This is a genomic window from Streptomyces sp. NPDC006309, from assembly GCF_040613095.1.
Taxonomy (GTDB): domain Bacteria; phylum Actinomycetota; class Actinomycetes; order Streptomycetales; family Streptomycetaceae; genus Streptomyces.
In genome coordinates, this window is record NZ_JBEXRO010000004.1 from 254682 (window position 1) to 278210 (window position 23529).

20 protein-coding genes and 4 pseudogenes are annotated in these 23529 nt (G+C 73.4%); 7 read left to right on the forward strand and 17 right to left on the reverse strand.

Features of this window, described 5'->3' with window-relative positions:
- The first annotated feature begins 727 nt into the window (after positions 1–727).
- Both ABZ117_RS08195 and ABZ117_RS08200 read left to right on the forward strand, forming a co-directional pair.
- Positions 728–1003 carry a serine hydrolase gene (locus ABZ117_RS08195; protein WP_356818827.1) on the forward strand — a complete coding sequence of 92 codons (276 nt, stop codon included), beginning with the start codon at positions 728–730 and terminating at the stop codon, positions 1001–1003.
- Entirely contained in the window at positions 895–1170 is a 276-nt protein-coding gene (locus tag ABZ117_RS08200; RefSeq protein WP_356818844.1) for a hypothetical protein, read from the forward strand. The genes ABZ117_RS08195 and ABZ117_RS08200 overlap by 109 nt, the downstream gene beginning before the upstream one ends.
- Before the next feature lie 281 nt (positions 1171–1451).
- Here ABZ117_RS08200 and ABZ117_RS08205 read toward each other — a convergent pair whose 3' ends face one another.
- From ABZ117_RS08205 to ABZ117_RS08220, 4 genes are all read right to left on the reverse strand, one after another.
- Entirely contained in the window at positions 1452–2441 is a 990-nt protein-coding gene (locus ABZ117_RS08205) for a malate dehydrogenase (RefSeq protein ID WP_356818563.1), read from the reverse strand.
- 348 nt (positions 2442–2789) lie between these two features.
- Complete coding sequence (locus ABZ117_RS08210; RefSeq protein ID WP_356818565.1) at positions 2790–4586, reverse strand: DUF2690 domain-containing protein; 1797 nt, start codon at positions 4584–4586, stop codon at positions 2790–2792.
- Between the two features lie 172 nt (positions 4587–4758).
- Positions 4759–5232, reverse strand: coding sequence for a DUF3017 domain-containing protein (locus ABZ117_RS08215; protein WP_356818567.1), 474 nt, complete (start codon positions 5230–5232; stop codon positions 4759–4761).
- Positions 5222–6076: a bifunctional methylenetetrahydrofolate dehydrogenase/methenyltetrahydrofolate cyclohydrolase gene (locus ABZ117_RS08220; protein ID WP_356818569.1), complete on the reverse strand. Its 855-nt coding sequence runs from the start codon at positions 6074–6076 to the stop codon at positions 5222–5224. The genes ABZ117_RS08215 and ABZ117_RS08220 overlap by 11 nt, the downstream gene beginning before the upstream one ends.
- Positions 6077–6317: 241 nt before the next feature.
- Here ABZ117_RS08220 and ABZ117_RS08225 point away from each other — a divergent pair, with 241 nt between their 5' ends.
- Positions 6318–6923, forward strand: coding sequence for a hypothetical protein (locus ABZ117_RS08225; protein WP_356818571.1), 606 nt, complete (start codon positions 6318–6320; stop codon positions 6921–6923).
- Between the two features lie 82 nt (positions 6924–7005).
- Here ABZ117_RS08225 and ABZ117_RS08230 read toward each other — a convergent pair whose 3' ends face one another.
- The 4 genes and pseudogenes from ABZ117_RS08230 to ABZ117_RS08245 form a co-directional block, all read right to left on the reverse strand.
- Positions 7006–7650, reverse strand: coding sequence for a response regulator transcription factor (locus tag ABZ117_RS08230; protein WP_356818573.1), 645 nt, complete (start codon positions 7648–7650; stop codon positions 7006–7008).
- Complete coding sequence (locus ABZ117_RS08235; RefSeq protein ID WP_356818575.1) at positions 7614–8936, reverse strand: sensor domain-containing protein; 1323 nt, start codon at positions 8934–8936, stop codon at positions 7614–7616. Before ABZ117_RS08235 ends, ABZ117_RS08230 begins: the two co-directional genes overlap by 37 nt.
- A 147-nt stretch (positions 8937–9083) precedes the next feature.
- Positions 9084–9539 (reverse strand): MaoC family dehydratase, encoded by a 456-nt coding sequence (locus ABZ117_RS08240; protein ID WP_356818576.1) that lies wholly within the window; start codon positions 9537–9539, stop codon positions 9084–9086.
- A 128-nt stretch (positions 9540–9667) separates the two neighbouring features.
- Positions 9668–10213, reverse strand: a pseudogene (locus tag ABZ117_RS08245) (2,3-diaminopropionate biosynthesis protein SbnB); the annotation flags it as partial.
- Between the two features lie 8 nt (positions 10214–10221).
- Here ABZ117_RS08245 and ABZ117_RS08250 point away from each other — a divergent pair.
- Positions 10222–10362 carry a hypothetical protein gene (locus tag ABZ117_RS08250; RefSeq protein ID WP_356818578.1) on the forward strand — a complete coding sequence of 47 codons (141 nt, stop codon included), beginning with the start codon at positions 10222–10224 and terminating at the stop codon, positions 10360–10362.
- A gap of 230 nt (positions 10363–10592) precedes the next feature.
- Positions 10593–10886, forward strand: a pseudogene (locus ABZ117_RS08255) (integrase core domain-containing protein); the annotation flags it as partial.
- Here the strand turns inward: ABZ117_RS08255 and ABZ117_RS08260 are convergent.
- From ABZ117_RS08260 to purN, 5 genes and pseudogenes are all read right to left on the reverse strand, one after another.
- On the reverse strand, positions 10864–11052 hold the full coding sequence (locus tag ABZ117_RS08260) for an NAD(P)-binding protein (protein WP_356818580.1): 189 nt from the start codon (positions 11050–11052) through the stop codon (positions 10864–10866). The pseudogene ABZ117_RS08255 and the gene ABZ117_RS08260 overlap by 23 nt on opposite strands.
- Positions 11052–11636, reverse strand: a complete 585-nt coding sequence (locus ABZ117_RS08265; protein ID WP_356818581.1) for an SDR family oxidoreductase — start codon at positions 11634–11636, stop codon at positions 11052–11054. The genes ABZ117_RS08260 and ABZ117_RS08265 overlap by 1 nt, the downstream gene beginning before the upstream one ends.
- Positions 11633–12840, reverse strand: a pseudogene (locus ABZ117_RS08270) (beta-ketoacyl-[acyl-carrier-protein] synthase family protein). Before ABZ117_RS08270 ends, ABZ117_RS08265 begins: the two are co-directional and overlap by 4 nt.
- A 250-nt stretch (positions 12841–13090) precedes the next feature.
- Positions 13091–14653: a bifunctional phosphoribosylaminoimidazolecarboxamide formyltransferase/IMP cyclohydrolase gene (purH, locus tag ABZ117_RS08275; protein WP_356818582.1), complete on the reverse strand. Its 1563-nt coding sequence runs from the start codon at positions 14651–14653 to the stop codon at positions 13091–13093.
- The gene (gene purN / locus ABZ117_RS08280) at positions 14650–15300 is read right to left on the reverse strand and encodes a phosphoribosylglycinamide formyltransferase (RefSeq protein WP_356818584.1); all 651 of its coding nucleotides are present in this window, start codon (positions 15298–15300) and stop codon (positions 14650–14652) included. The genes purH and purN overlap by 4 nt, the downstream gene beginning before the upstream one ends.
- Before the next feature lie 620 nt (positions 15301–15920).
- Between purN and ABZ117_RS08285 the strand changes: the two are divergent.
- A pseudogene (locus ABZ117_RS08285) lies at positions 15921–16637 on the forward strand (hypothetical protein); the annotation flags it as partial.
- 44 nt (positions 16638–16681) lie between these two features.
- On the opposite strand, the gene ABZ117_RS08290 reads toward ABZ117_RS08285, so the two are convergent.
- Entirely contained in the window at positions 16682–18742 is a 2061-nt protein-coding gene (locus ABZ117_RS08290; protein ID WP_356818586.1) for a DUF6350 family protein, read from the reverse strand.
- A gap of 96 nt (positions 18743–18838) precedes the next feature.
- On the opposite strand from ABZ117_RS08290, the gene ABZ117_RS08295 reads away from it, so the two are divergent.
- Positions 18839–19801, forward strand: coding sequence for a sigma factor-like helix-turn-helix DNA-binding protein (locus tag ABZ117_RS08295; RefSeq protein ID WP_356818587.1), 963 nt, complete (start codon positions 18839–18841; stop codon positions 19799–19801).
- Positions 19802–19898: 97 nt separating this feature from the next.
- Here the strand turns inward: ABZ117_RS08295 and sucD are convergent, their stop codons facing one another.
- From sucD to ABZ117_RS08310, 3 genes are all read right to left on the reverse strand, one after another.
- Positions 19899–20783 (reverse strand): succinate--CoA ligase subunit alpha, encoded by an 885-nt coding sequence (gene sucD, locus ABZ117_RS08300; RefSeq protein ID WP_356818589.1) that lies wholly within the window; start codon positions 20781–20783, stop codon positions 19899–19901.
- A gap of 26 nt (positions 20784–20809) precedes the next feature.
- On the reverse strand, positions 20810–21988 hold the full coding sequence (gene sucC / locus ABZ117_RS08305) for an ADP-forming succinate--CoA ligase subunit beta (RefSeq protein WP_356818591.1): 1179 nt from the start codon (positions 21986–21988) through the stop codon (positions 20810–20812).
- Between the two features lie 314 nt (positions 21989–22302).
- Entirely contained in the window at positions 22303–23463 is a 1161-nt protein-coding gene (locus ABZ117_RS08310) for a VWA domain-containing protein (protein WP_356818829.1), read from the reverse strand.
- Positions 23464–23529: the final 66 nt, after the last annotated feature.

Consider the following 23529-nt stretch of genomic DNA (forward strand, 5'->3'; position numbering starts at 1 on the left):
GGCGGCCGGCGACACACCGGTGGGTGGAGACAGGCCGACGGCCGGGGTGGCGGTGCCCGGCGGCACACCGACGGGCGGGGCGGTGGGCGGGCGACCCGCAGCCGGCGACACACCGGTGGGTGGAGACAGGCCGACGGCCGGGGTGGCGGTGCCCGGCGGCACACCTGCGGCCGGGAGCACGGCGGTGGGCGGGCGACCCGCAGCCGGCGACACACCGGTGGGTGCAGACAGGCCGACGGCCGGGGTGGCGGTGCCCGGCGGCACACCTGCGGCCGGGAGCACGGCGGTGGGCGGGCGACCCGCAGCCGGCGACACACCGGTGGGTGCAGACAGGCCGACGGCCGGGGTGGCGGTGCCCGGCGGCACACCGACGGCCGGAGCGGTGGGCGGGCGACCCGCGGCCGGCGACACACCGGTGGGTGGAGACAGGCCGACGGCCGGGGTGGCGGTGCCCGGGGGCACACCTGCGGCCGGGAGCACGGCGGCGGGCGGGCGACCCGCGGCGACACGCCGGTGGGTGAGGGAGCGGCGGCCTGAAGGCGACGGTGGGTCCCGGGGGGCCTCGCCGGAGGCGGTGACCGGCCGAGAGGACCCCGCCGTGTTCCTGTCCCGGCCTGCGCGCTGACCGACGCGGGCCCCGACCCGGGGGACCGGCGGGCACGCGGTGGACCGGTACGTCCGGACCGGCGCGCTGACGAAGCCCCTGACCGGCACGGTCCTGACCCGGATGGCAGAGGCGGGAACGGTCGGCCTCGACGACCCCGCCGAGCGGTGGCTCCCGGCGCCGCCCGGCACGGGCATCACCCTCCTGAACCCGGCCCGGCACACCTCGGGCCTCCCCGGCTGCCGTCCGGCCTCGGACGCCGGGACCCGTACGCGGCCTTCCCGCGGCTGGTGCGCGGCCTGGACACCGTCGTCGTACGCCCGCCGGGCGAGGAGGAGTACTCCGACCTCGGGTACGCCGTCCTCGGCGCGGCGCTGGCCGCGGCGGCGGGCCGGCTAGGAGCTGCTGCTGGACTCGTACGTCCTGCGGCCGCCGGCCTGACCGAGGTGACCACCCGCCCGGACCCCGGGCGCCGGCTGCTCGCCCCCGCCATGGACGGGGGCGAGCAACCGGCGGGCGGCCCGGGGCGACGGAGGGCGGACGGTGGGTGGTCGTGCACCGGCTGAACGGGCGGTCCGAGGACACCGACCGGGCCGCGGTCGAGGTGCTCCGCCGGGAGGGGGACGGACCTGGGATGACGGCCGGGCCGGAACGACGAGGTCCCCTCCCGCGAATCGCGGAAGGGGACCTCGTGTTGTGGAGCGCCGGGCAGGCCTTGCACCTGCATCTCCCCGCAGGAAGCGGGACGTCTTTCCTTGGACCACCAACGCATCACCCGGTGCCGGTTTCCCGGCGGCCGGTGCGTGATCAACTATAGCCCACGGCCGCCGGGTCGCACCACGTCGGATCAGAGGAGGCCGAGACCGCGGACCGCCTCGCGCTCCTCCGCCAGCTCCTTGACGGAGGCGTCGATGCGGGCGCGGGAGAACTCGTTGATGTCCAGGCCCTGGACGATCTTGTACGAGCCGTTCTCGGTGGTGACCGGGAAGGAGGAGATCAGGCCCTCCGGGACGCCGTAGGAGCCGTCCGACGGGATGCCCATGGAGGTCCAGTCGCCCTCGGCGGTGCCGTTGACCCAGGTGTACACGTGGTCGATGGCCGCGTTGGCGGCGGAGGCGGCGGAGGACGCGCCCCGGGCCTCGATGATCGCGGCACCGCGCTTGGCGACGGTCGGGATGAAGTCCTCGGCCAGCCACTTCTCGTCGTTCACGGCCTCGGCGGCGTTCTTGCCGGCGACCGTGGCGTGGAAGATGTCCGGGTACTGGGTCGCGGAGTGGTTGCCCCAGATGGTCAGGCGCTTGATGTCGGCGACCGTGGTGCCCGTCTTCTTCGCGAGCTGGGTCAGCGCGCGGTTGTGGTCCAGACGGGTCATCGCGGTGAAGCGCTCGGCCGGGACGTCCGGCGCGGCGGCCTGCGCGATGAGCGCGTTGGTGTTGGCCGGGTTGCCGACGACGAGGACCTTGATGTCGTCCGCCGCGTGGTCGTTGATGGCCTTGCCCTGCGGCTTGAAGATGCCGCCGTTGGCCTCCAGCAGGTCGCCGCGCTCCATGCCCTTCGTGCGCGGGCGGGCACCCACGAGGAGGGCCACGTTCGCACCGTCGAAGGCGACGTTCGGGTCGTCGGTGATGTCGATGCCCTGGAGCAGCGGGAAGGCGCAGTCGTCCAGCTCCATGGCCGTGCCCTCGGCCGCCTTGAGCGCCGGGGTGATCTCCAGCAGGCGCAGCTTGACCGGCACGTCCGCGCCGAGCAGCTGGCCGGAGGCGATGCGGAAGAGCAGGGCGTAACCGATCTGGCCGGCCGCGCCGGTGACGGTGACGTTCACGGGAGTGCGGGTCATGGCGTTCTCCGTATGACAGCTGGCGGTGGGGCGGCACTGCCCCGGGCGGATGATCGATCTCTTGGCATCAAGAGAGATCCAGCGGTCAGGCTATCGCGCATCCGGCATGCGAGACGTACGGGGCTGTGTGGATCAGCCCACAGGATTCACCGGGTGTACCCGTCACCGGGGGCGCGGCCGGTGAGGCGCGTGAAAAGGCGGCCGTCCGTTCGGGGGGGGTGAACGAGGACGGCCGCCGATGGGGGTACCGGTGGGCCGGACTCCCGTGGGGGTAATCGCACACCTGCCCCGGTTCCGGCCACGGCATGCGCACCGGCGCGGAATTTCCTCCTCCGCCCTGGTGCGCGGCTAGTTGGTGCAGCCCGACCGTCCCGAGGCGAGCGTGGCGCAGGCCCGGGACCGCGCGGGATCCCGCACGGCGGCCATCGGGGTGTACGCGATGGTGTCCCCGGCCGCGGTGATGCCATCCGACTGCCGGACCCCGCCCACGGTGAGCCGCACGGTGTCGCCGGGCGCGCCGCCGGTGATCCGGCCCCAGACCGTGCCGCACGTCCTGCTGTAGCGGACCTCCAGGACGGTGGTGCCGAGGGTGACGGACTTCGCGGTCGTCACCAGGTCGCCGCTGCACCCCATGGCCTCGGCGTCCTTGCCGGTGCAGGCGGAGCCGGCGCACTTCACGCCCGGCGGCAGGCTCGGCCGGGTACGGGCCGACGGGGCCGCGCCCTTGCCCGGGTGACCACCGCCGTCCCGGTGGGTGAGCAGGAAGACACCGGCGATGATGACGAGCACACCGGCCATCCCCGCGAAGAACATCAGCACTTGCTGCCGTTTCGGGGGCACGGGATTCGCGGCGCTCGCCGGACCGGCCGGACTCGCCGGACTCGCCGGGTCCGCGTGCCCGGTCGCCGGCTGCCCGCCGCGGGCGGCCGGGGTACGGGCGGGAGCGCCCGGGAAGTTCCGGGTGCCCGGGGTGCCGGTGGGCGGGGTGCCGGTGGCCGGGGTGCCGGTGGGCGGAGTCGAGGCAGGTGTGCCTGGCGTTCCGGTGGGGGCGCCCGGGGCGGCGTTCGCTGTGCCCCGGGTGCCGGCAGGCGCAGGCCAGGGCGAGGCGGCGGTGCCTCGCGTTCCGGCCGGAGCGCCCGGGGCGGCGTTCGCTGTGCCCGCGGTGCCAGCGGGCGCAGGCCAGGGCGAGGCGGCGGTGCCACGTGTTCCGGCCGGAGCGCCCGGGGTGGCGGTGGGCGTGGGCGGGGTCGCGGTGCCTCGTGTTCCGGCCGGAGCGCCCGGGGTGGCGGTGAGCGTGGGCGGGGTCGCGGTGCCTCGTGTTCCGGCCGGGGCGCCCGGGGTGGCGGTGGGCGTGGACGGGGCCGCGGTGCCTCGTGTTCCGGCCGGGGCGCCCGGGGTGGCGGTGGGCGTGGGCGGGGTCGCGGTGCCTGGTGTTCCGGTGGGGGCGGCCGGGGTGGTGGTGGGCGGGGTCGGGGTCGCGGTGCCCAAGGTCAGGGCGGCGGTGCCGGACGGGCCGGTGAGGCCGGCCGGGCGGGTCGGGGAGCCGCCGCCCGGGCGGACGGTCGCCTTCGACGGCCCCCGGTACCCGGCCAACCCCCAGGAGTTGCTGCCGGACGCGGGGCCGCCACCGGCCGCCGCGCCGGAGTCGTCACGGGGCCCGGTCCCGGCCGTGCCGTCGGCCCCCGGTGCGGAATCACCGCGCGCCCCCGCACCGAGGCCGCCGCCGGCGCTCGTACCAGAACCGCCGCGGCCCCCCGTGGCGGCGCCACCTCGGCGCCCCGGCCCGGGGTCGTCGGTGGCCGTGCCCGTGCTCGTGGTCGGGTCGGTCGCCGGGGTGAGGCCGGCGTGCGCGGCTCGGGTCCGGGCGACGCGGATCGCCTCCATCGTGCTGTCGTGCCCCGACTCCGCCCGGCTCCAGGCGCGTTCGGCCAGCTCCCACATGGTGGTCAGGTCGACGGTGTGGGCGCCGGTGGTCTCGGCCAGCGCGACGACCGCGCCCTTGGGTGCGAGGAGCCGGCCGCCCAGGTACCGCTCCCAGGACGTCCTGCTGTACCCCGTGCTGTCGGCCAGCTCCGCGACGCTCAGGCCGCTGTGGTCCACGAGCCGCCGCATCCGCTCGGTGAACTCCCTGATCTGCGGATCCATATCCTTCGGCAGGGTTTTCCAGCGAGGCATCGCTTCCCCCTCCTCCCCTCTTCCCCCGTGTTCCGTACGCGCGTCCAAGGATCCCAGCTCGAGGGCCGTGGTCGTCGGCAGGGGATACGGGCGTGGCCCGCGTCCCCCGGGGGGACGCGGACCACCTGACGTGCGGACGGCGCTACTTGGTGACCGTGAGGTGCAGGGTGTCCTTCAGGAACGGGATCTCCAGCCACGGTTTGGGCTGGGCCATCATCGCCAGCAGCACGATCGCCAGGCCGAGGATGCCGTAGGTGGCGATGTCCGTGAAGCGGGAGCGGACGGCGAGCATGCCGACGCTGGGCAGCATCCAGCGTATGACCGCGCCGGCCAGGAGGGCGGCGCCGATCAGCAGGGTGCCGACCCGGAACAGGTCCAGCGCGGTCAGCAGCAGGCCGAGCGCGACCGCCGACAGCACCACGAGCAGGGGCCACTGGCGGGCGGGCGCCGGGGCGTCGGAGGGCGCGGCCCGGCCGCCGCCCTCCGGCCGGGCGGTGTCCCGCGTGAACAGCGGGAAGCGGCGGGTGACGCGGCGCGGGCGCCCCTCGGCGTCGGGGGCGCTGATCGCGTCGCGCGCGGTCGGTTCCGCGGGCTCGCGGGTGTCCTCAGCCGGCACTGCGCTCCGCCGCCTCGACCACGTTGACCAGCAGGAGCGCCCGGGTCATCGGGCCGACTCCGCCGGGGTTGGGGGAGATCCACGCGGCCACGCCGGCCACGTCCGGGTGCACGTCGCCGACGATCTTGCCGTCGGCGTTGCGGGAGACGCCGACGTCCAGGACGGCCGCGCCCGGCTTGACGTCCTCGGCGCGGATCAGGTGCGGGGACCCGGCCGCGGCGATGATGATGTCGGCCCGCTTCAGGTGGGCGGAGAGGTCACGGGTGCCGGTGTGGCACTGGGTGACGGTGGCGTTCTCGCTGCGCCGGGTGAGCAGCAGCGGCATCGGGCGGCCGATGGTGACACCGCGGCCGACGACCACGACCTCGGCGCCCTTGATCTCCACGCCGTGGGCCCGCAGCAGGGTCAGGATGCCGTTGGGGGTGCAGGGCAGCGGGGCCGGCTCGTTCAGCACGAGGCGGCCGAGGTTGGTGGGGTGCAGGCCGTCGGCGTCCTTGGCCGGGTCCATGAGTTCCAGGACGCGGTTCTCGTCGATGCCCTTGGGCAGCGGCAGCTGGACGATGTAGCCGGTGCAGGCGGGGTCCTCGTTCAGCTCGCGGACGACCGCCTCGATCTCCTCCTGGGTGGCGGTGGCCGGCAGCTCGCGCTGGATGGAGGCGATGCCCACCTGGGCGCAGTCGCGGTGCTTGCCGGCGACGTACTTCTGGCTGCCGGGGTCGTCCCCGACCAGGATCGTGCCGAGGCCGGGCGTGACGCCCTTCTCCTTCAGCGCCGCCACGCGGGCGGTCAGATCGGACTTGATCGCGGCTGCGGTGGCCTTGCCATCGAGAATCTGGGCGGTCATGGGTCCCATCCTCGCGGATGACCCGGCTTCGGTACCAATCCGGTGGGTGTCCCCGTGATCACCGATGTTGCACTTGCACAACGCCCGGGGCTTCCGGCTGGACAAGTAAGAGCCTGTTAAAAGACGATGAGCCACACAGTGCCGCGGGCAGTACCGGGGGGACGGACCGCATCTGTAGAACTTTCCTCCGCACCGTGCCGCGCGTCGTCCCCGCACTTGAGCAAACGGAGGAAAGACCGCCATGAGCTTTGGCGACCCGAACAACCCCTACGGCGCGCCGCAGGGCCAGCAGCCCGGATACCCGCCCCAGCCCCCGCAGGGCCAGCCCGGCTACGGCTACCCGGCCGCCCCGCAGGGCCAGCCCGGTTACGGCTACCCGTCCGCGCCGCCGTTCCAGCAGCCCGGCTACGGCGTCCCGATGGAGATGCCCGGCCTGATGAAGACCGCCCGGGTGCTGCTGTTCGTCCTGTCCGGTTTCCAGATCCTGGCCGGTTTCATCGTCGGTGCGGCGGTCGGCGCCGTCCAGGACGTGTCCAACGGCGTCGGCTCCGGTGACAGCACCGACGGCCTGGCCGGTCTGGGCTATCTCTTCGCGGCCCTGCTGCTGGGTCTGGGCGCGCTGTCGATCTTCCTGGGCGTGAAGTTCAAGAACGGCGGCAGCGGCATCCGCATCACGACGATCGTCTACGCGGGTCTGATGATCCTCGGCGGCATCACCAACATGGTCAACGGTGGGAACGGCTCCGCCACCTTCTTCGGGCTGATCTCGCTGGCCATGGCCGGCATCATCCTGGCGTCGATGGTCACCGGCGCCGCCTCGGCGTGGTTCAACCGCCCGCGGTACTGATCCGCCAGGGGCCCGACACCCCGGGGCCGTGTCCCGTCCGGCCGGACGGGGCGCGGCCCGCTGTGTTTCCCGGGCCGCCGGCTCACTGGTCCAGGTAGGTCAGGACGGCCAGCACCCGGCGGTTGTCGCCGTCCGTCGGGAGCAGGCCCAGCTTGGTGAAGATGTTGCTGATGTGCTTGGCGACGGCCTTCTCGGTGACGAACAGGGCCGCCGCGATGCCGGCGTTGGAGCGGCCCTGGGCGAGGAGTTCGAGCACCTCGCGCTCCCGTTCGGTCAGGCTGCCGACGGACTCGTCGCGCTCCTTGCGGACCAGCAGCTGGGAGATGACGTCGGGGTCCATGGCCGTGCCGCCCGCGGCCACCCGCTGGATGGAGTCCAGGAACTGGGCGCCGTTGGTGACGCGGTCCTTGAGCATGTAGCCGACGCCCCGGCCGCCGCTGCTGAGCAGCTCGCGGGCGTAGAGGGGTTCGACGTACTGGGAGAGCAGGAGCACCGCGAGGTCCGGGTTCTCCTTGCGGGCGGCCAGGACGGCGCGCAGGCCCTCGTCGGTGAAGTTCGGCGGCAGCCGGACGTCGACGACGGCGACGTCCGGCTGCTCCCGGCCCAGCGCCTCGAGCAGGTCGGTGCCGTTGTCCACGGCGGCCACCACGTCGTGGCCGTAGGCCCCGAGCAGGCGGATCAGCCCGTCCCTCAGGAGGAAGTGGTCTTCGGCGAGGACAATACGCACGGGATCTCCATCGTCACCATCGTCGGCCCGTTGACCGGACTGCTCAGGGCCAGCACGCCGTCGAAGGTGGCGAGCCGCCGCTCGATGCCCCGCAGGCCGGTGCCGCGAGAGGCGTCGGCGCCGCCGTGACCGTCGTCCGTGACGGTGATGTGGAGCATGCCGCGATCGTAACGAAGATCGATCCACGCCCGGTCGGCCCGCGCATGCTTTGCGACATTGGTGAGGATCTCGGAGATGGCGAAGTAGGCGGCGGACTCCACCGGCATCTCCGGGCGGCCCGGCAGGTCGACCTGGACCTCGGTGCGTACCGGGCAGACCATGGCCAACGCCCTTACGGCGTCGGCCAGTCCCCGGTCGGCGAGGACGGGCGGGTGGATGCCGCGGACCAGGTTGCGCAGTTCCTCCAGGGCCGCGGAGGAGGACTGGCGGGCCTCGATGAGCAGGGCGCGGACGGCCTCGGGGTTGCTCTCCAGCAGGTGCTCGGCCGCATCCAAGGTCATGCCCATGGCAACCAGGCGGGCCTGGGCGCCGTCGTGCAGGTCCCGCTCGATCCGGCGGATCTCGGCCATCTGCGTGTCCACCGCGTCGGAGCGGGTGGCGGCCAGGTGCTGGATCCGGCTGGCCATGATCTCGCTCTCGCTCGGCGCGAGCATGGCCCTCGTGTACAGGGCGTGCCGGCGCACCGCGCGCGGCGCCGCCCACAGGGCCAGCGGCAGCTGGAGCAGCCCGAGGACACCGGCGAGGATCGCCGTGGCCTGGCCCTCGATCGGGATGAACTGGTACCACAGGCCGTCCCACTCGGTGGACAGCGGAACCCCGAAGAAGGCGAGGAAGACGCCCCACAGGCCGCTGAGGATCAGCGCGAGCGGGAAGAAGGCCAGGAAGCCGCCGGCGAGCGGGTCGGCGAGCACCCAGACGTACTCACGCCGCGTCTGCGGGTCGCTCATGATCCAGCGGTAGCGGGCGACGGCACCGGAGGCACCCGCGGGCGCGGGCGGCAGTGGTCCGGGCGGGCCCGGGATGTCCACCCCCGCCCAGCGCCGGGCGAGTTCGCGCTGGTGCGCGGCCAGGGAGCGCACCCCCTCCATGGCCCGCGGCACCATGCCGAGGCCCGGACCGACCAGGCTGATCGCCCCGGACACGGCGAGGGAACGGCCGAAAGCCGCCATCGACATCCAGCACAGCGTCATCGCCCGCCGCAGTGCCGTCACGCCGGCGGGCACCGAGAACCCCTGGATCGCCGCCGGCTGGCGGACCCCGCCGAGCTGCATCGTGCGGTCGTCCATGCGAACCGCTCCTTCCTCGCCCTGCTCCGCCGTACGCGGTGCCGGTGTCGTACGTTCGTCGTGGGCCGAAGCGCCCGCCCCCTCATTGTGGTGGCGAAGGGGTGGCGAAATCGGTGGTAAAAACACCCCTCTTGAGGCCGCGGGCCGTCAGGGGCCGACGAACAACGACAGCGTGTCGGCCACGCAGGCGGCCCGGGGCTGCCCCTCGACCTCCACCGTCATGCGGACGGCGGCCAGATGGCCGGCGGGCGTCTCCCGCACCCCGGTGAGCTTGGCGCCGCCCCGCACCCGGGAGCCGACCGGCACCGGGTGCGGGAAACGCACCTTGTCCAGGCCGAAGTTGACGCCCATCTCGATCTTCTCGATGTCGAAGATGGCGCGCATCATGGTGGGCAGCAGGGCCAGCGTCATATAGCCGTGCAGGATGGTTCCGCCGAACGGGCCGGTCGCCGCGCGCTGCGGATCCGTGTGGATCCACTGGAGGTCGCCGGTCGCGCCCGCGAACTGGTCCACCTGCTCCTGGGTCACCCGCGACCACGGGCTGTGGCCCAGGTGTTCGCCGACGGCGGCGGAGAACTCGTCCAGAGTGGCGAAAGATCTCATGGCGTCGATTCTGTGCGGCTGCCGGAGGGCCGGACAAGGCGGTCGCCCGCCGCGCGGCCGTTCGGTCAGCGGGCCGTCATCCGTTCGTCAGCGCGCGCCGGGCCGGGACGGTTCCGGCGCGCCCGGGGTCAGCCGTAGCGCTTCAGCTCGTGGAAGAAGCCGGGCACGGTGTGCAGTTCGCCGGTGTCGCGGATCCGGTCGTAGACGTACTTGGCCACGGCCAGGTCGAGCACGCCGAGCCCGAACGGCGAGAAGACCACCGGCCGGTCGGCGGGCGGGGTGATCGCGCCGGTCAGCACGTCGTACAGGGTGCCGGCGAGGAACTCCCGGTTGCCGGTGAGCTGTTCGGCCAGGTGCGGCGAGGTGCCGGCCTTCAGGCAGTGCTCGATGTCGTCGACCGCGTTCCACGCGGCCAGGACGACCTCAGGGGCCAGGTCGCGCAGCGACACGTGCAGCACCAGCGGGTTGTGCGTGAACCAGCCGGGATCGGTCACGTGCGGCTCGCCCGCGACGGTGGCGAAGACGACGAGGTCGCTGGAGCGGATCAGGTCCTCGGGCTTGTCGTACACGGTGATCTCCGCCGCGTCGCCGGCCGCCCGACGCAGGTACCCGGTGAAGCCCTCGGCGTGCTCCGCGGACAGGTCGTGCACGCCCAGGGCGTCGAAGGCGAAGCCGGCACGGCATGGACTACACCGCCGCCGTGGCCACCGAAGTCGCCGTCCAACTCACCAAGGGCGAAGGCAAACCCGGCGCCTACACTCCGGCAGCCGCCCTCGGGCCCGACATCGACATCGCCGCCGGCGGCACCTTCCTCCTCGACTGAGGACTCCCTCCGACCCCGGCCACCCAACCGTGATGCCCCGGCCACAGACGGACCGGGGCATCTGCGACCCAACACCCACCACGCCCACGGGAGGTCCCTGTGCCCCACCCCAACGCGCGGCTGACCATCCACGGCAGACGGCTCCTGGTCGACCGCGTCCGAGCGGAAGACCCGTCGCCCACGTAGCCGACGAGATGGGCATCTCCCGAACGACCGCCCACAAGTGGGTCCTCCTTACGGACAACGGATCCTGCTACCGATCCCGGCTCTTCGCGCAGACCCTCGGCGCGTCGGACATCACCCACAAGCGCACGCGGCCCTATCACCCGCAGACGAACGGCAAGGTCGAGCGCTTGAATCGCACCCTGCTCGACGAATGGGCATACGTGCTCCCGTACTCCAGCAACGCCGAACGCACCGACGCCCTGGCGGAGTTTCTCCACACCTACAACTACCACCGGTGCCATACCGCGCTTGGCGGTCAACCGCCCATCACCCGCGTCAACAACGCTCGTGGTCAATACAGGCGTTGCCGCCCGCCACGTCGTGCTGTTCCAGGACGAGGACCCGACGGCCGTCGGCGGCCAGATAGCCGGCCGTCACCAGGCCGCCGACCCCGCTGCTGACCACCACGGCGTCGTAGCGGTGCTCCGCCGCCCCCGCCCCCGTGCCCCGCATCTGCTCCCCCATCAGAAGACGCCGCCCCCGTGGATCTCCACGACCGACCTGGTGATGTAGGCGGCCCGGTCGGACACCAGGAACGACACCAGTTCGGCCACCTCCTCCGCGCGGCCGAGGCGGCCCAGCGGCACGCTCTTGAGCCGGCGTTCGCGGGCCGCCCGAGGCATGCCGCCGACCATGTCGGTTGGCGCGCACGCCCCGCGGGCCCAGCTCCCGGGCGAGGTCTCCAGGCTGCCCATGGTGATGCCGAGGACGACACCGGTGCGGTCGTCGGTGGGGACCGCCGGCGCGCCGTCGGCGTCGCGCAGCAGCCCGTCGGAGGTGACCAGCGCGAGCGCGGTGAGCCGGTCCATCTTGGCGGTGCCGCGCTTGCCGAGCAGTTCCTGGATGTCGAAGCCGGGCACGGTGCACACCTCCGGCGACGGCAGGGTGCCCAGAGCGGCGTCCGCCTTCACCGCGGTCTTCGCTCCGGCGCGCACACCGGCGGCGAACGCGGCACGGCCCACGCCGTACGGTGACACCGCCGACCAGCCGGTGATGCCGGGCGTGTCCGGGGGCAGCGCGGCCCGCGGGCCGGCGTTTGCGTTGCTCATGGCCGTACCTTCTCCCCGTAGGCGCCCAGGATCAGCACGGCGTTGTTGCCGCCGAAGGCACTCGAGTTGTTCTGCACGATCCGTACGTCGGCCTCGACCGTTGATGGTGGGCGGGATGAACCCGTGCTCGATGGCGAGGCCGCAGGCGATCGCGCCGAGCGCGCTGGCGGCCCCCATCGAGTGGCCCAGCATCGACTTCACGGCGACCGTGCGCGGCGGGGCGTCCCCGTACACGTCGAGGATGGCCGCGGTCTCGGTGCTGTCGTTGGCCCGGGTGCCGGTGCCGTGCGCGGAGATGAAGTCGACCTCCCGCTCCTTGACACCGGCGTCCTCCAGGGCGAGCCGGATGCCCCGGGCGATGCCCTCCCGGTTGGGTGCGGTGGGGTGGGCGGCGTCGCAGCTGAGGCCGTAGCCGAGGACCTCGGCGTAGATGCGCGCGCCGCGGGCCAGGGCCGATTCCAGGCTCTCCAGGACGAGGATGCCGGCGCCCTCGCCGGTGAGGATGCCCTCGCGGTCCTTGTCGAAGGGGCGCACCACGTCCGGGCTGAGCGCCCCGAACCGTTTGAACAGGGCGAACGCCTTGCGGTTGACGGCGTCCGCGCCGCCGCACAGCGCCAGGTCGAACCTCGCCGGAGCGGATGGCGTCCAGGCCGTAGCCGATCGAGTAGTTCCCGGCGGCGCAGGCGGTGGTGACGGTGGTCGCCTCCACGTTCGGCATGCGCAGTTCCCGGGCGGTCGCGGTGGACAGCCGGCCGGCGTTGATACGGCGGGCGCGGACCGGGTCCATCGCCTCCGGGTCGCCGGCGGCCAGTTCCTGTTCCAGCAGGACGGCGATGTCGTGGGACTCGCCGTCGGTGGTGCCGACGGTGATGACGGCGGCCCGGTCGGCGAGGGCGGCCTCGTCCAGCCCGGCGTCCTCGACGGCCATGCGGGCCGCGGCGACGGCGAACCGGCCGGCGCGGCCCACGTGGTCGAGCGGCAGGTTGCGGATCCAGCGCTCCGGCTCGAAGTCGGGGACCTCGCAGGCGGTGTTCTGCCCGAAGCCCTCGGTGTCGAAGCGGGTGATGGGCCGGGCGCCGGACCGGCCGGCCCGCAGCCCCGCGGTGTACTCCTCGACGCCGGTGCCGATGCTGGAGATCACGCCGAAGCCGGTGACGACGACCCTCCGGTGGCCGGTCCGGTCCGTGGACTGCTCTGCGGACATGGGCGTCACCAGCCGGCGGCTGCGGCGGCGGCCCGGTAGGTGGCCTACGGCACGGGGGACACCCAGCGCGGCAAGCGGCACGGCGGACGCCCGGCACGCCCGGCGCGGGGAGTGGCTTCGGTGAGCGCGCTCAGCGCGGGGAGCGACCGGGTGCGCGCGCCGGGCCGGGTCCGTCCGGGGTGCCGCGCGGTGCCGGGTGCGTCCGGGGTGCCGGGTGCGTCCGGGGTGCCGCGCGGTGCCGGGTGGCCGGTCAGTGGAAGAAGTGGCGCGTGCCCGTGAAGTACATGGTCACGCCCGCCTTCTTCGCGGCCTCCACGACCTGCTCGTCACGGATCGAGCCGCCCGGCTGGACGATCGCCCGGACGCCGGCGCCGATGAGGATCTCCGGGCCGTCGGGGAAGGGGAAGAAGGCGTCCGAGGCCGCGTAGGCGCCGCGGGCCCGCTCCTCGCCGGCCCGTTCCACGGCCAGCTTGCAGGAGTCGACGCGGTTGACCTGGCCCATGCCGACGCCGACCGAGGCGCCGTCCCTGGCGAGCAGGATCGCGTTGGACTTCACCGCACGGCACGCCTTCCAGGCGAAGGCCAGCTCCCGCAGCTCCTCGGCGGAGAGCGCCTCGCCGCTGGCGAGCGTCCAGTTGGCCGGGTCGTCGCCGTCGGCCTGGAGCCGGTCGGCGACCTGGAGCAGCGCGCCGCCGTCGATCGGCTTGACCTCGACCGGGTGGCCCGGGCCGTCGGGGCAGCGCAGCACGCGGATGTTCTTCTTCTTGGTGAGGGCCTCCAGCGCACCGTCCTCGTAGTCGGGCGCGACGATGACCTCGGTGAAGATGTCCGCGACCTGCTCGGCCAGCTCCTTGCTGACCGGGCGGTTCACGGCGATCACACCGCCGTACGCGGAGACCGGGTCGCAGGCGTGCGCCTTGCGGTGCGCCTCGGCGACGTCCGCGCCGATCGCGATGCCGCACGGGTTGGCGTGCTTGATGATCGCGACGCAGGGCTCGTCGTGGTCGTACGCGGCACGGCGGGCGGCGTCCGTGTCCGTGTAGTTGTTGTACGACATCTCCTTGCCGTGCAGCTGCTCGGCCGCCGCGAGCCCGCCCTCGCCGGAGGTGTAGAGGGCGGCGGGCTGGTGCGGGTTCTCGCCGTAGCGCAGGGTGTGGGCGCGCTCCAGGGTGGCACCGAGGAAGCCGGGGAACGGCGAGTCGTCGGCGGGGGCGTAGGAGGACGCGAACCAGGACGCGACGGCGGTGTCGTACTCCGCCGTGTGCCGGAACGCCTCGGCCGCCAGCCGCTTGCGGGCGGCGAGGTCGAAGCCGCCGTCCTTCACCGCGGTGAGCACGTCGGCGTACCGCTGCGGGCTGGTGACCACGGCCACCGACGGGTGGTTCTTGGCGGCGGCGCGGACCATCGACGGGCCGCCGATGTCGATCTGCTCGACGCACTCGTCGGGCGAGGCACCGGAGGCGACCGTCTCGCGGAACGGGTAGAGGTTGACGACCACCAGGTCGAACGGCTTTACGCCCAGCTCGGCGAGCTGCTCGCGGTGGCTGTCCAGCCGCAGGTCGGCGAGGATGCCCGCGTGCACCTTCGGGTGCAGGGTCTTCACCCGGCCGTCGAGGCACTCGGGGAAGCCGGTCAGCTCCTCGACCTTGGTGACGGGGACACCGGTGGCGGCGATCCGGCCGGCCGTGGACCCGGTGGAGACCAGCTCCACACCGGCCTCGTGCAGCCCGCGCGCGAGGTCCTCGAGACCGGTCTTGTCGTAGACGCTGACGAGCGCGCGACGGATGGCCCGCTTGTTGCTCTCCGCGGTCACTGGATAACTACCTTTCGTCCCTCAATGCGATAGCCGTTGCGGGCGAGCCGCCCCACGACCTCGACGAGCAGCCTTCGCTCGACTTCCTTGATGCGCTCGTGCAGCGCGCTCTCGTCGTCCTCGTCCCGGATCTCGACCACGCCCTGGGCGATGATCGGGCCGGTGTCGACGCCGTCGTCGACGAAGTGGACGGTGCAGCCGGTGACCCTGGCGCCGTACGCGAGCGCGTCACGGACCCCGTGGGCTCCCGGAAAACTGGGCAGCAGGGCGGGGTGGGTGTTCACGAAGCGCCCGCCGAACCTCGCGAGGAACTCCTTCCCCACGATCTTCATGAACCCGGCGGACACGACGAGGTCGGGCTCGTGAGCCGCCACGGCCCCGGCCAGGGCGGCGTCCCACTCCTCCCGGGACCCGAAGTCCTTCACCCGGCACACGAAGGTCGACAGCCCGGCCCGCTCCGCCCGGGCGAGCCCCTCGATGCCGCCGCGGTCGGCCCCGACGGCGACGATCCGGGCGCCGTACGCCTCGGCTCCGGTGCGCTCGATCTCGTCCAGCAGCGCCTGGAGGTTGGTACCGGACCCGGAGACCAGCACGACGAGGCGCCTGACCGCTGGTCCGGGAGCTGGGCCGGGGGTGGTGGCGGCCACGGTGGGGCCCTTTCTCGGGAAGCGACGGGTCCGGCCGTTCCCGGCCGGACGGTTTGTACGGTCGTACGAACGCTTCGCGCCCCCGGATACGGGGAAGTCTACGAAGCGGCCGACCGTCAGCAACGATACCGGCACTCCGGAAGGGCCCCTCGGGACGGGGGGCGGGGCGGACGGTAGCGTTCGCAGCGAGTCACGAAGGAGCAGCCCCGGGAACGCGGTCGTCGTGCGGTGCGTTCACGAGGTGGAAGCTCACGTCGGACAGCCGTAGTCATCTAGGGGAAGACGCTCTTTTGATGCCCGCTCGCAGCCTGCGACTCCTCACGTTCCCGCCGCGCCCGGTCCAGGGAGGCGTGGCTGGCGCCGCACTGCTGCGGGACCTGCCGACCCCGCCGCCGACGGGCTCACCACGCAACGGTTCCGGCCACGGGGACTCTGGGCAGGGCGGTTCCGGGCAGGGCGGTTCCGGGTGGGACGGCGCTGGGCGCGGTGACGCCGGGCCGGGTGGTTCTGGGCAGGGTGGTCCGGGGCAGAGTAATGGTCCCGGACAGGGCGACTCCGGGCGGAACGGTTCCGGTTCCGGCGGCTCCGGGCACGGTTTCGGTTCCGGGCGGGAAGGTTCCGGGCGGGACGGCGGGCCGCAGGACGGCAATCCGTTCGCGCCGCCGCCGGAGGGCGCGCCGGACCGGCCGTGGCAGCCGCGGCACCCCGGAGGCCCGGCCGGCCACGGACAGGGGCACGGTCCGGGTCCCGGGCAGGGCCCTGGCTGGGGACAAGGCGCCCGTCCGGGGCAGGGGCACGGGCCCGGGGACGGCTCTTCCTCGGGGAGTCACTGGAGCGACCACCAGCCCGGCCGTTCCCCCGGCGACTTCGGCGAGCGGCCCGGCGGCGGCCCGCAGGGCCCCGGCGGACCGGCCGGCCCCGGCATGCGCTGGGACCCGGCGGACCCGGCCCAGCGCCGCGCGCGGTACGCCCTGCTCTCCGGCATGTGGGCGGTCTTCTTCGCCCTCTTCAGCTGGCCGTACGTGGCCCTGCTGCTGGGCGCGCTGGCCCTGTACTGGGGCAGCAGCGCCCTGCGCGCCAAGCCGAGCCGCCCGGCGCCGGACGCACCGGACGCCCCCGCGGCGCCCAACGGCCGTCCCCAGACGACAGCGGCCGTCAGCGGCCTGGTCACGGCGTCCCTGGCCCTGATCCTGGTGGCCTCGACGTTCACCGTCCAGCTGGTCTACCGCGACTACTACACCTGCGTCGGTGACGCCCTGACCCACGAGGCCAAGCAGTCCTGCGAGACCCTGCTGCCGCATCAGCTGCGCGGCGTGCTGGGCGTGGAGAACAGCTGAGTCCGCGGCACCGCCGGTACCGGTAGCGGGCCGGCGCGGACACCTCACGGCTCGGGCGTGTCCGGACGGGGGGCCGGGGGCAACTCGTCAGTGCCCCCCGCGCCGCCCATGCCCGCCGCGTTCCCGGTGCCGATACCAGTGCCGGTGCCGGAGTCGGTACCGGTGCCGGTGCCGGTGCCGGAGTCGGTACCGGTGCCGGTGCCGGTGCCGGAGTCGGTACCGGTGCCGGTGCCGGAGTCGGTACCGATGTCCTCGGGGACCTTCCGGACCGTGGCCGCCTCCTTGAGGGCAGCCCAGCGGGAGGCACGGGCGACGTCGTCGTGCCATTCCGTGGGGAAGGGTTCGCTGAACGGCGTCGGGAACGGGTCGTCGGCCGGGAGGAAGTCGTAGAGGTCCTCCTCGGCGGCTGCGGCCGTACCGGGCGCGGCCGCCCCGCGCGCGGACCTCCTCGCCTTCTGCCCCCGCTCCTCCTTGCGCGCCCCCTTCTCGCCGCGGGCGCTCTTCTGCCGCCCCGTGTCGTTCTCGTGCCCCGTGCCCTCTTCCTTGCCGGCCCCCTCGGCCCTGGCCCAGGACCCGGCTCCGCCCCCACCCGCCGGGACCGGCTCCCCGTCGGAGGACGCCGCCCCGGCGGTCGCGCCCGCTTCCGGCACCGGCGCTGTCCCTCCTCCCGCGTCCGCCGTCTCCCCCGCCTTCACCGCACCCGCCGGTTTCCCGGAGCCCTTGCCGCCCGTCGCCGCCGTGGCCTCCGGCTGTGCGCCCCGCGCCGGGAGCGCCTCGCCCCGACCGCGCCGGCCCCGCAGCCGCCAGGCCCGCGCGGTCAGGGCCACCGGCAGCGCGAACGTCACCGTCCAGAGCCCGGCCGCCGCCCCGGTCCGCCACCACACCGGGCCGAGGCGGGCCAGCAGGGCCACACCCAGGGGGCCGCCGGACAGCGCGGCGAGCAGGGCGAGCGTCACCGCGCAGACCGTCGCCGTCAGCAGGACCACCCCGGCGGTCCGGGCGGCCGGCCAGCGGGCCGCTGCCGGTCCAGCGGGGCCGGGCCGCCCCACGGCCGCCCGGGCCACGAACCATCCCGCCGTCATCCCGGCCACCGCCGGGAGCAGCCCGGCCGCCCAGTTCAGCTGCGTCCCGGGGCCCGGATCCGGCACCGCCGCCAGCAGCGGGAACGGCGGCAGCAGCGGGGCGGGATCGGAGAGGAACGGGTGGACCGGGTGCCCGGCGCCGAGGACGAAGCCGGGGCCGAGGGCGTACGACGCCGCCCACACGGCGGCGTTGGGGATCAGCGCGATGCCGAGCAGCAGCACCGCGAACCGCCCCGTCCAGCCCTCCGTCAGCTGTACGAAGGCGGCCCGCGCCGGCTCGCCGTGCCACACCAGTGACACGCCGACCAGCAGCGCCCCGCCGCCGAGGAGCACGGCCGTCGCGGCACCGGCGGCGCGTACGGCCGCACCCAGCCTCGCCCGCGCGTCGCCGCCGGACACCAGCCGCCGTACCGGACCCGGCACGACCGCCAGCGCACGCAGCACCGGTTCACGCGGACAGCCGTACGCCGACCACACTCCGAGGCCCGCCGCGCCGGCCACGACGAGCGGCAGACACGCCGTCACCCACGGCCACTCGGGGCGCAGTTCGCCGCCGGCGTCGTACAGCGCCGCCGCGGCGCCGACGGTCAGGTAGCCGAGGACGACGCCGGTCCACGCCGTACGCGCGGGCACCGGTGGCGGGCCGTCCGGCTCGGCCGACGCGTCGGTGGCGTCCCGTGCCGCCCGGTACACCAGCCACACCGGCAGCAGGAGCAGCAGCAGCGGGGTGACGCCGACGGGCAGGGGCGCGCCGGAGAGGGTGCCGGTGCGGACCAGTTCCACGCCGTGCGCCAGCAGCCACAGGGCGGCGGCGATGTGCAGCGCACCGTCCGGCCCGCTGTCGGGGTAGGGCGAGCTGACCCACAGGACCATCACCAGCACGGCGAACGAACCGAGTCCGAGTCCGGCCGCGACGGCCCCGCCCAGCAGGCTCGCGGCCAGGCCGGGTGAACGGTCACGCATCCGGGTGCGCAGGGGTGGCAACGACGAACGGCGCGCGGTCATCTGGATCACGCACGCCATGCTCCCAACGACACGCGCTTTCCCGTCGTAACAGGCGAACCTCCGCTGTGTCGCTCAATATACGTTTATGTTCTTTTTCGCACGGAAGGGTGCACGGTGACGACGCAGAGCCCTGCCACCCCGCTGCCACCGCCGAACGGACGCCGACGACTGCGTCGGCGCCGGTCACTGACACGGGCTCAGCTCGCCGCGGCGCGGCAGGCGTCCGGAAAGGCGGACCAGGACGGTCCCGCCCTCGCGCCCCTCACCCCCGAATCCCAGCCCCTGACGCCCTCTCAGGCCTTCGACGCGCTGTACGCCTTCTGTGCCCCCGCCCTCGTACGCCAGACGTATCTGCTGACCGGGCGCCGGGAACTGGCCCGGGAGGCCGTGGAGCGCGCGTTCCAGCTGGCCTGGCAGCGCTGGTCCGAGGTGGCCCGGGACCGCGACCCGGCCGGGTGGGTGCGGGCGGTGGCGTACGACTGCGCGCTCTCCCCCTGGCACCGCTTCCGCCCCCGCTACCGGCAACCGGAACCCCCGCCCGCCGACCCCGCCGACCGCGCGCTGCTGCACGCCCTGCTCGGGCTCCCGCCGACGTACCGGCGCACGCTCGTCCTCTACGACGGTGTCGGCCTCGACCTGCCGGAGACGGCGGCGGAGACGGAGGCGAGCACACCGGCCGCCGCCAAGCGGCTGACCCACGCCCGCCAGGCGGTGGTGGCGCTCCTGCCGGAACTGGCCGACACGGCCGCGCTCCACCGCCGGCTGCTCGAACTGGCCTCGGCCGAGCGGCTGCGCGCCCCCCGGCCGACGATCGTACGGACCGGCTGCGAGCGCCGGAACGTGTTCTGGACCCGAGCGGCCATCGCCTTCACAGTGACGATCATCGGTGCGACGACGCTCACGCTGCGGACGGCACCGACCCGTTACGAGGCACCGGTCGCCCCGGCGCAGGCGGTCCAGGGAGTCCCGCCACCGGCGGGAATGGGCCCGCTGTCCCGCAGCGAACTGGTGCTGCGGGCGAAGCTGCACCGGTCGGAGGCGAGCGGCCCGGAAAGGCTGATGCCGCAACCGCGCTGAACCGGGCCGGCCCGCCGCCCTCGCGTGCCATACCCGCAAACGGCGGCAGGCCCGCCCCGGAAACGGGAACGGGCCTGCCGGCATGCGGCGGGGAGACTCAGGCGCTGAGGATCTCCCGGGCCAGCTTGGCCGTCTCGGTCGGCGTCTTGCCGACCTTGACGCCCGCGGCCTCCAGGGCCTCCTGCTTGGCCTGCGCGGTGCCGGAGGAACCGGAGACGATGGCACCCGCGTGGCCCATGGTCTTGCCCTCGGGCGCCGTGAAGCCCGCGACGTAACCGACGACCGGCTTGGTCACGTTCTCCTTGATGAACGCGGCCGCGCGCTCCTCGGCGTCGCCGCCGATCTCACCGATCATGACGATCAGGTCGGTGTCGGGGTCGGCCTGGAACGCGGCGAGCGCGTCGATGTGCGTGGTGCCGATGATCGGGTCGCCACCGATGCCGACGGCGGTCGAGAAACCGAGGTCCCGCAGCTCGTACATCATCTGGTACGTCAGCGTGCCGGACTTCGACACCAGACCGATGCGGCCCGGCTTGGTGATGTCGCCCGGGATGATGCCGACGTTCGACTGGCCCGGGGTGATGATGCCGGGGCAGTTCGGGCCGATGATCCGGGTCTTGTTGCCCTTCTTGCCGGCGTACGCCCAGAAGGACGCCGTGTCGTGCACGGCGATGCCCTCGGTGATGACGACGGCCAGCGGGATCTCGGCGTCGATGGCCTCGACGACCGCGTCCTTGGTGAACTTCTCCGGCACGAAGATGACGGAGACGTCGGCGCCGGTCTTCTCGACGGCTTCCTTGACGGTCCCGAAGACGGGTACCTCGGTGCCGTCGAAGTCCACGGTCTGACCCGCCTTGCGCGGGTTGACGCCGCCCACGACGTTCGTGCCGTCACCGAGCATGAGCTTGGTGTGCTTCATGCCGGTGGCGCCGGTCATGCCCTGGACGATGACCTTGCTGTCCTTGTTGAGCCAGATAGCCATGGTGGTGTGAGTCCTCGTCCTCGTGCTTACTTGGCGGCGGCCAGCTCGGCGGCCTTGTCGGCCGCGCCGTCCATGGTGTCGACGCGCTGCACCAGCGGGTGGTCGGCGTCCGTGAGGATCTTCCGGCCCAGGTCGGCGTTGTTGCCGTCCAGGCGGACGACGAGCGGCTTCTCGACCTTCTCGCCGCGGTCCTCGAGGAGCTTCAGGGCCTGCACGATGCCGTTGGCGACCTCGTCACAGGCGGTGATGCCGCCGAAGACGTTCACGAAGACGGACTTGACGTCCGGGTCGCCCAGAATGATCTCCAGGCCGTTCGCCATCACCTGGGCGGAGGCGCCGCCACCGATGTCCAGGAAGTTGGCGGGCTTGACGCCGCCGTGCTTCTCACCGGCGTACGCGACGACGTCCAGGGTGCTCATGACGAGACCCGCGCCGTTGCCGATGATGCCGACCTCGCCCTCGAGCTTGACGTAGTTCAGGCCCTTTTCCTTGGCGGCCGCCTCGAGCGGGTTGGCGGCCTCCTTGTCGTGGAGCTGTTCGTACTCGGGGTGACGGAACTCGGCGTTCTCGTCCAGCGACACCTTGCCGTCGAGGGCCAGGACGTCACCGGAGGCGACCTTCGCGAGCGGGTTGACCTCGACGAGGAGGGCGTCCGACTTGATGAAGGTGTCCCACAGCTTGATCAGGACGTGCGCGACCTTGTCCGCGACCTCGGCCGGGAACTTGGCGGCCTCGACGATCTCGCGGGCCTTGGCCTCGTCCACGCCGTCGATGGCGTCGATCGCGATCTTGGCGACGGCGTCCGGACGGGTGGCCGCCACCTCCTCGATCTCCATGCCGCCCTCGACGGAGGCGATGGAGAGGAAGGTGCGGTTGGCACGGTCGAGGAGGAAGGAGACGTAGTACTCCTCGACGATCTCCGGAGCGGTCTCGGCGATCATCACCTTGTGGACCGTGTGGCCCTTGATGTCCATGCCGAGGATGTCCGTCGCGCGGGCGACGGCCTCGTCCGGGGTGGCGGCCAGCTTGACGCCGCCGGCCTTTCCACGACCACCGACCTTCACCTGCGCCTTGACGACGGACTTGCCGCCCAGCCGCTCGGTGATCTCGCGCGCCGCCTCAGGCGTGTCGATGACTTCACCGGCCAGCACCGGTACATCGTGCTTGGCGAAGAGGTCCCTCGCCTGGTACTCGAACAGGTCCACGCGCTTCCGTCCCTATCAGTGATCTCGCGGTTCGTTGGATGCGTGGGCGTGCCGCGAAGGGCAACGTGACGTCCGCTGTCACTAGGGAAGCGCACACGGTGTCCGAGCGCGCGGCATGTCCGTCTCGCAGGTTATCGCTGCTTACGGGGGCCCCCTAAATCGCGGGTCACACCTGAGCGGTGATACCTGTCACATGATGCCGGGATTCCTGGCACGGGGTGCCGGTACCCGGGCCGGTACGGGCCCCGACAGGCGATCTGCCAGGTCTCACCGGGCCGGGGCCGAGCCGGTGAGACTCCGGGCGACCCCGCCCGTCAGGCCGTGTCGGGTATCGGCAGCGGGCGCTTCTCCAGCGCCGCCGCCATCACCTCGGGGAACAGGTCGGGCGTACAGGCGAAGGCCGGCGCACCGAGCGCGGCCAGCGCCGCCGCGTGCTCGCGGTCGTACGCGGGCGCCCCCTCGTCCGACAGCGCGAGCAGCGTCACGAACTGCACCCCGGACGCCTTCATCGCCGCGACCCGCTTGAGCATCTCGTCCCGGATGCCGCCCTCGTAGAGGTCGCTGATCAGCACGACGACGGTCTCCGCCGGACGGGTGATCCGTGACTGGCAGTAGGCGAGCGCCCGGTTGATGTCCGTGCCCCCGCCGAGCTGCGTGCCGAAGAGCACGTCGACGGGGTCGTCCAGCTGGTCGGTGAGGTCCACGACCGCCGTGTCGAAGACGACCAGCCGGGTGCCGACCGACCGCATGGAGGCGAGGACCGCCCCGAACACGGACGCGTAGACCACGGACGCCGCCATCGACCCGGACTGGTCGACGCACAGGACGACCTCCTTCTTCACCGACCGCGCGGCCCGCCCGTAGCCGATGAGCCGTTCCGGTACGACCGTGCGGTACTCGGGCAGGTAGTGCTTGAGGTTGGCCGCGATGGTGCGGTTCCAGTCGATGTCGTGGTGGCGCGGCCGGGTGACCCTGGCACTGCGGTCAAGGGCGCCGGCGACGGCGGCCCGGGTGCGGGTCGCGAGCCGTCCCTCCAGGTCCTCGACCACCTTGCGCACGACCGCGCGGGCCGTCTCCCGGGTGGTCTCCGGCATCGCCTTGTTGAGCGAGAGCAGCGTGCCGACCAGGTGCACGTCGGCCTCCACGGCCTCCAGCATCTCCGGTTCCAGCAGCAGGGAGGCGAGGCCGAGCCGGTCGATCGCGTCGCGCTGCATGACCTGGACGACGGAGGACGGGAAGTAGGTGCGGATGTCCCCGAGCCAGCGGGCCACGGACGGTGCCGAGCCGCCGAGCCCCGCCGAACGGCCCCGGCCCGCCTGTGCCGTGTCGCTCCTGCCGTAGAGGGCGGCCAGCGTGCCGTCCATCGCCGCGTCCCGGCCGGACAGCACGCAGCCCGTGCCGTCGGCCCGGTCCCCGCCGAGCACCAGCCGCCAGCGCCGCAACCGCTCCCCCGCCGGGCCGGACAGCCCGGTCACGGCCGGGTCGGCCGCGGTGGGGTCGACCGTGGTCAGGTCGGTCGCGGTCGGGTCGGCCGCGGCCGG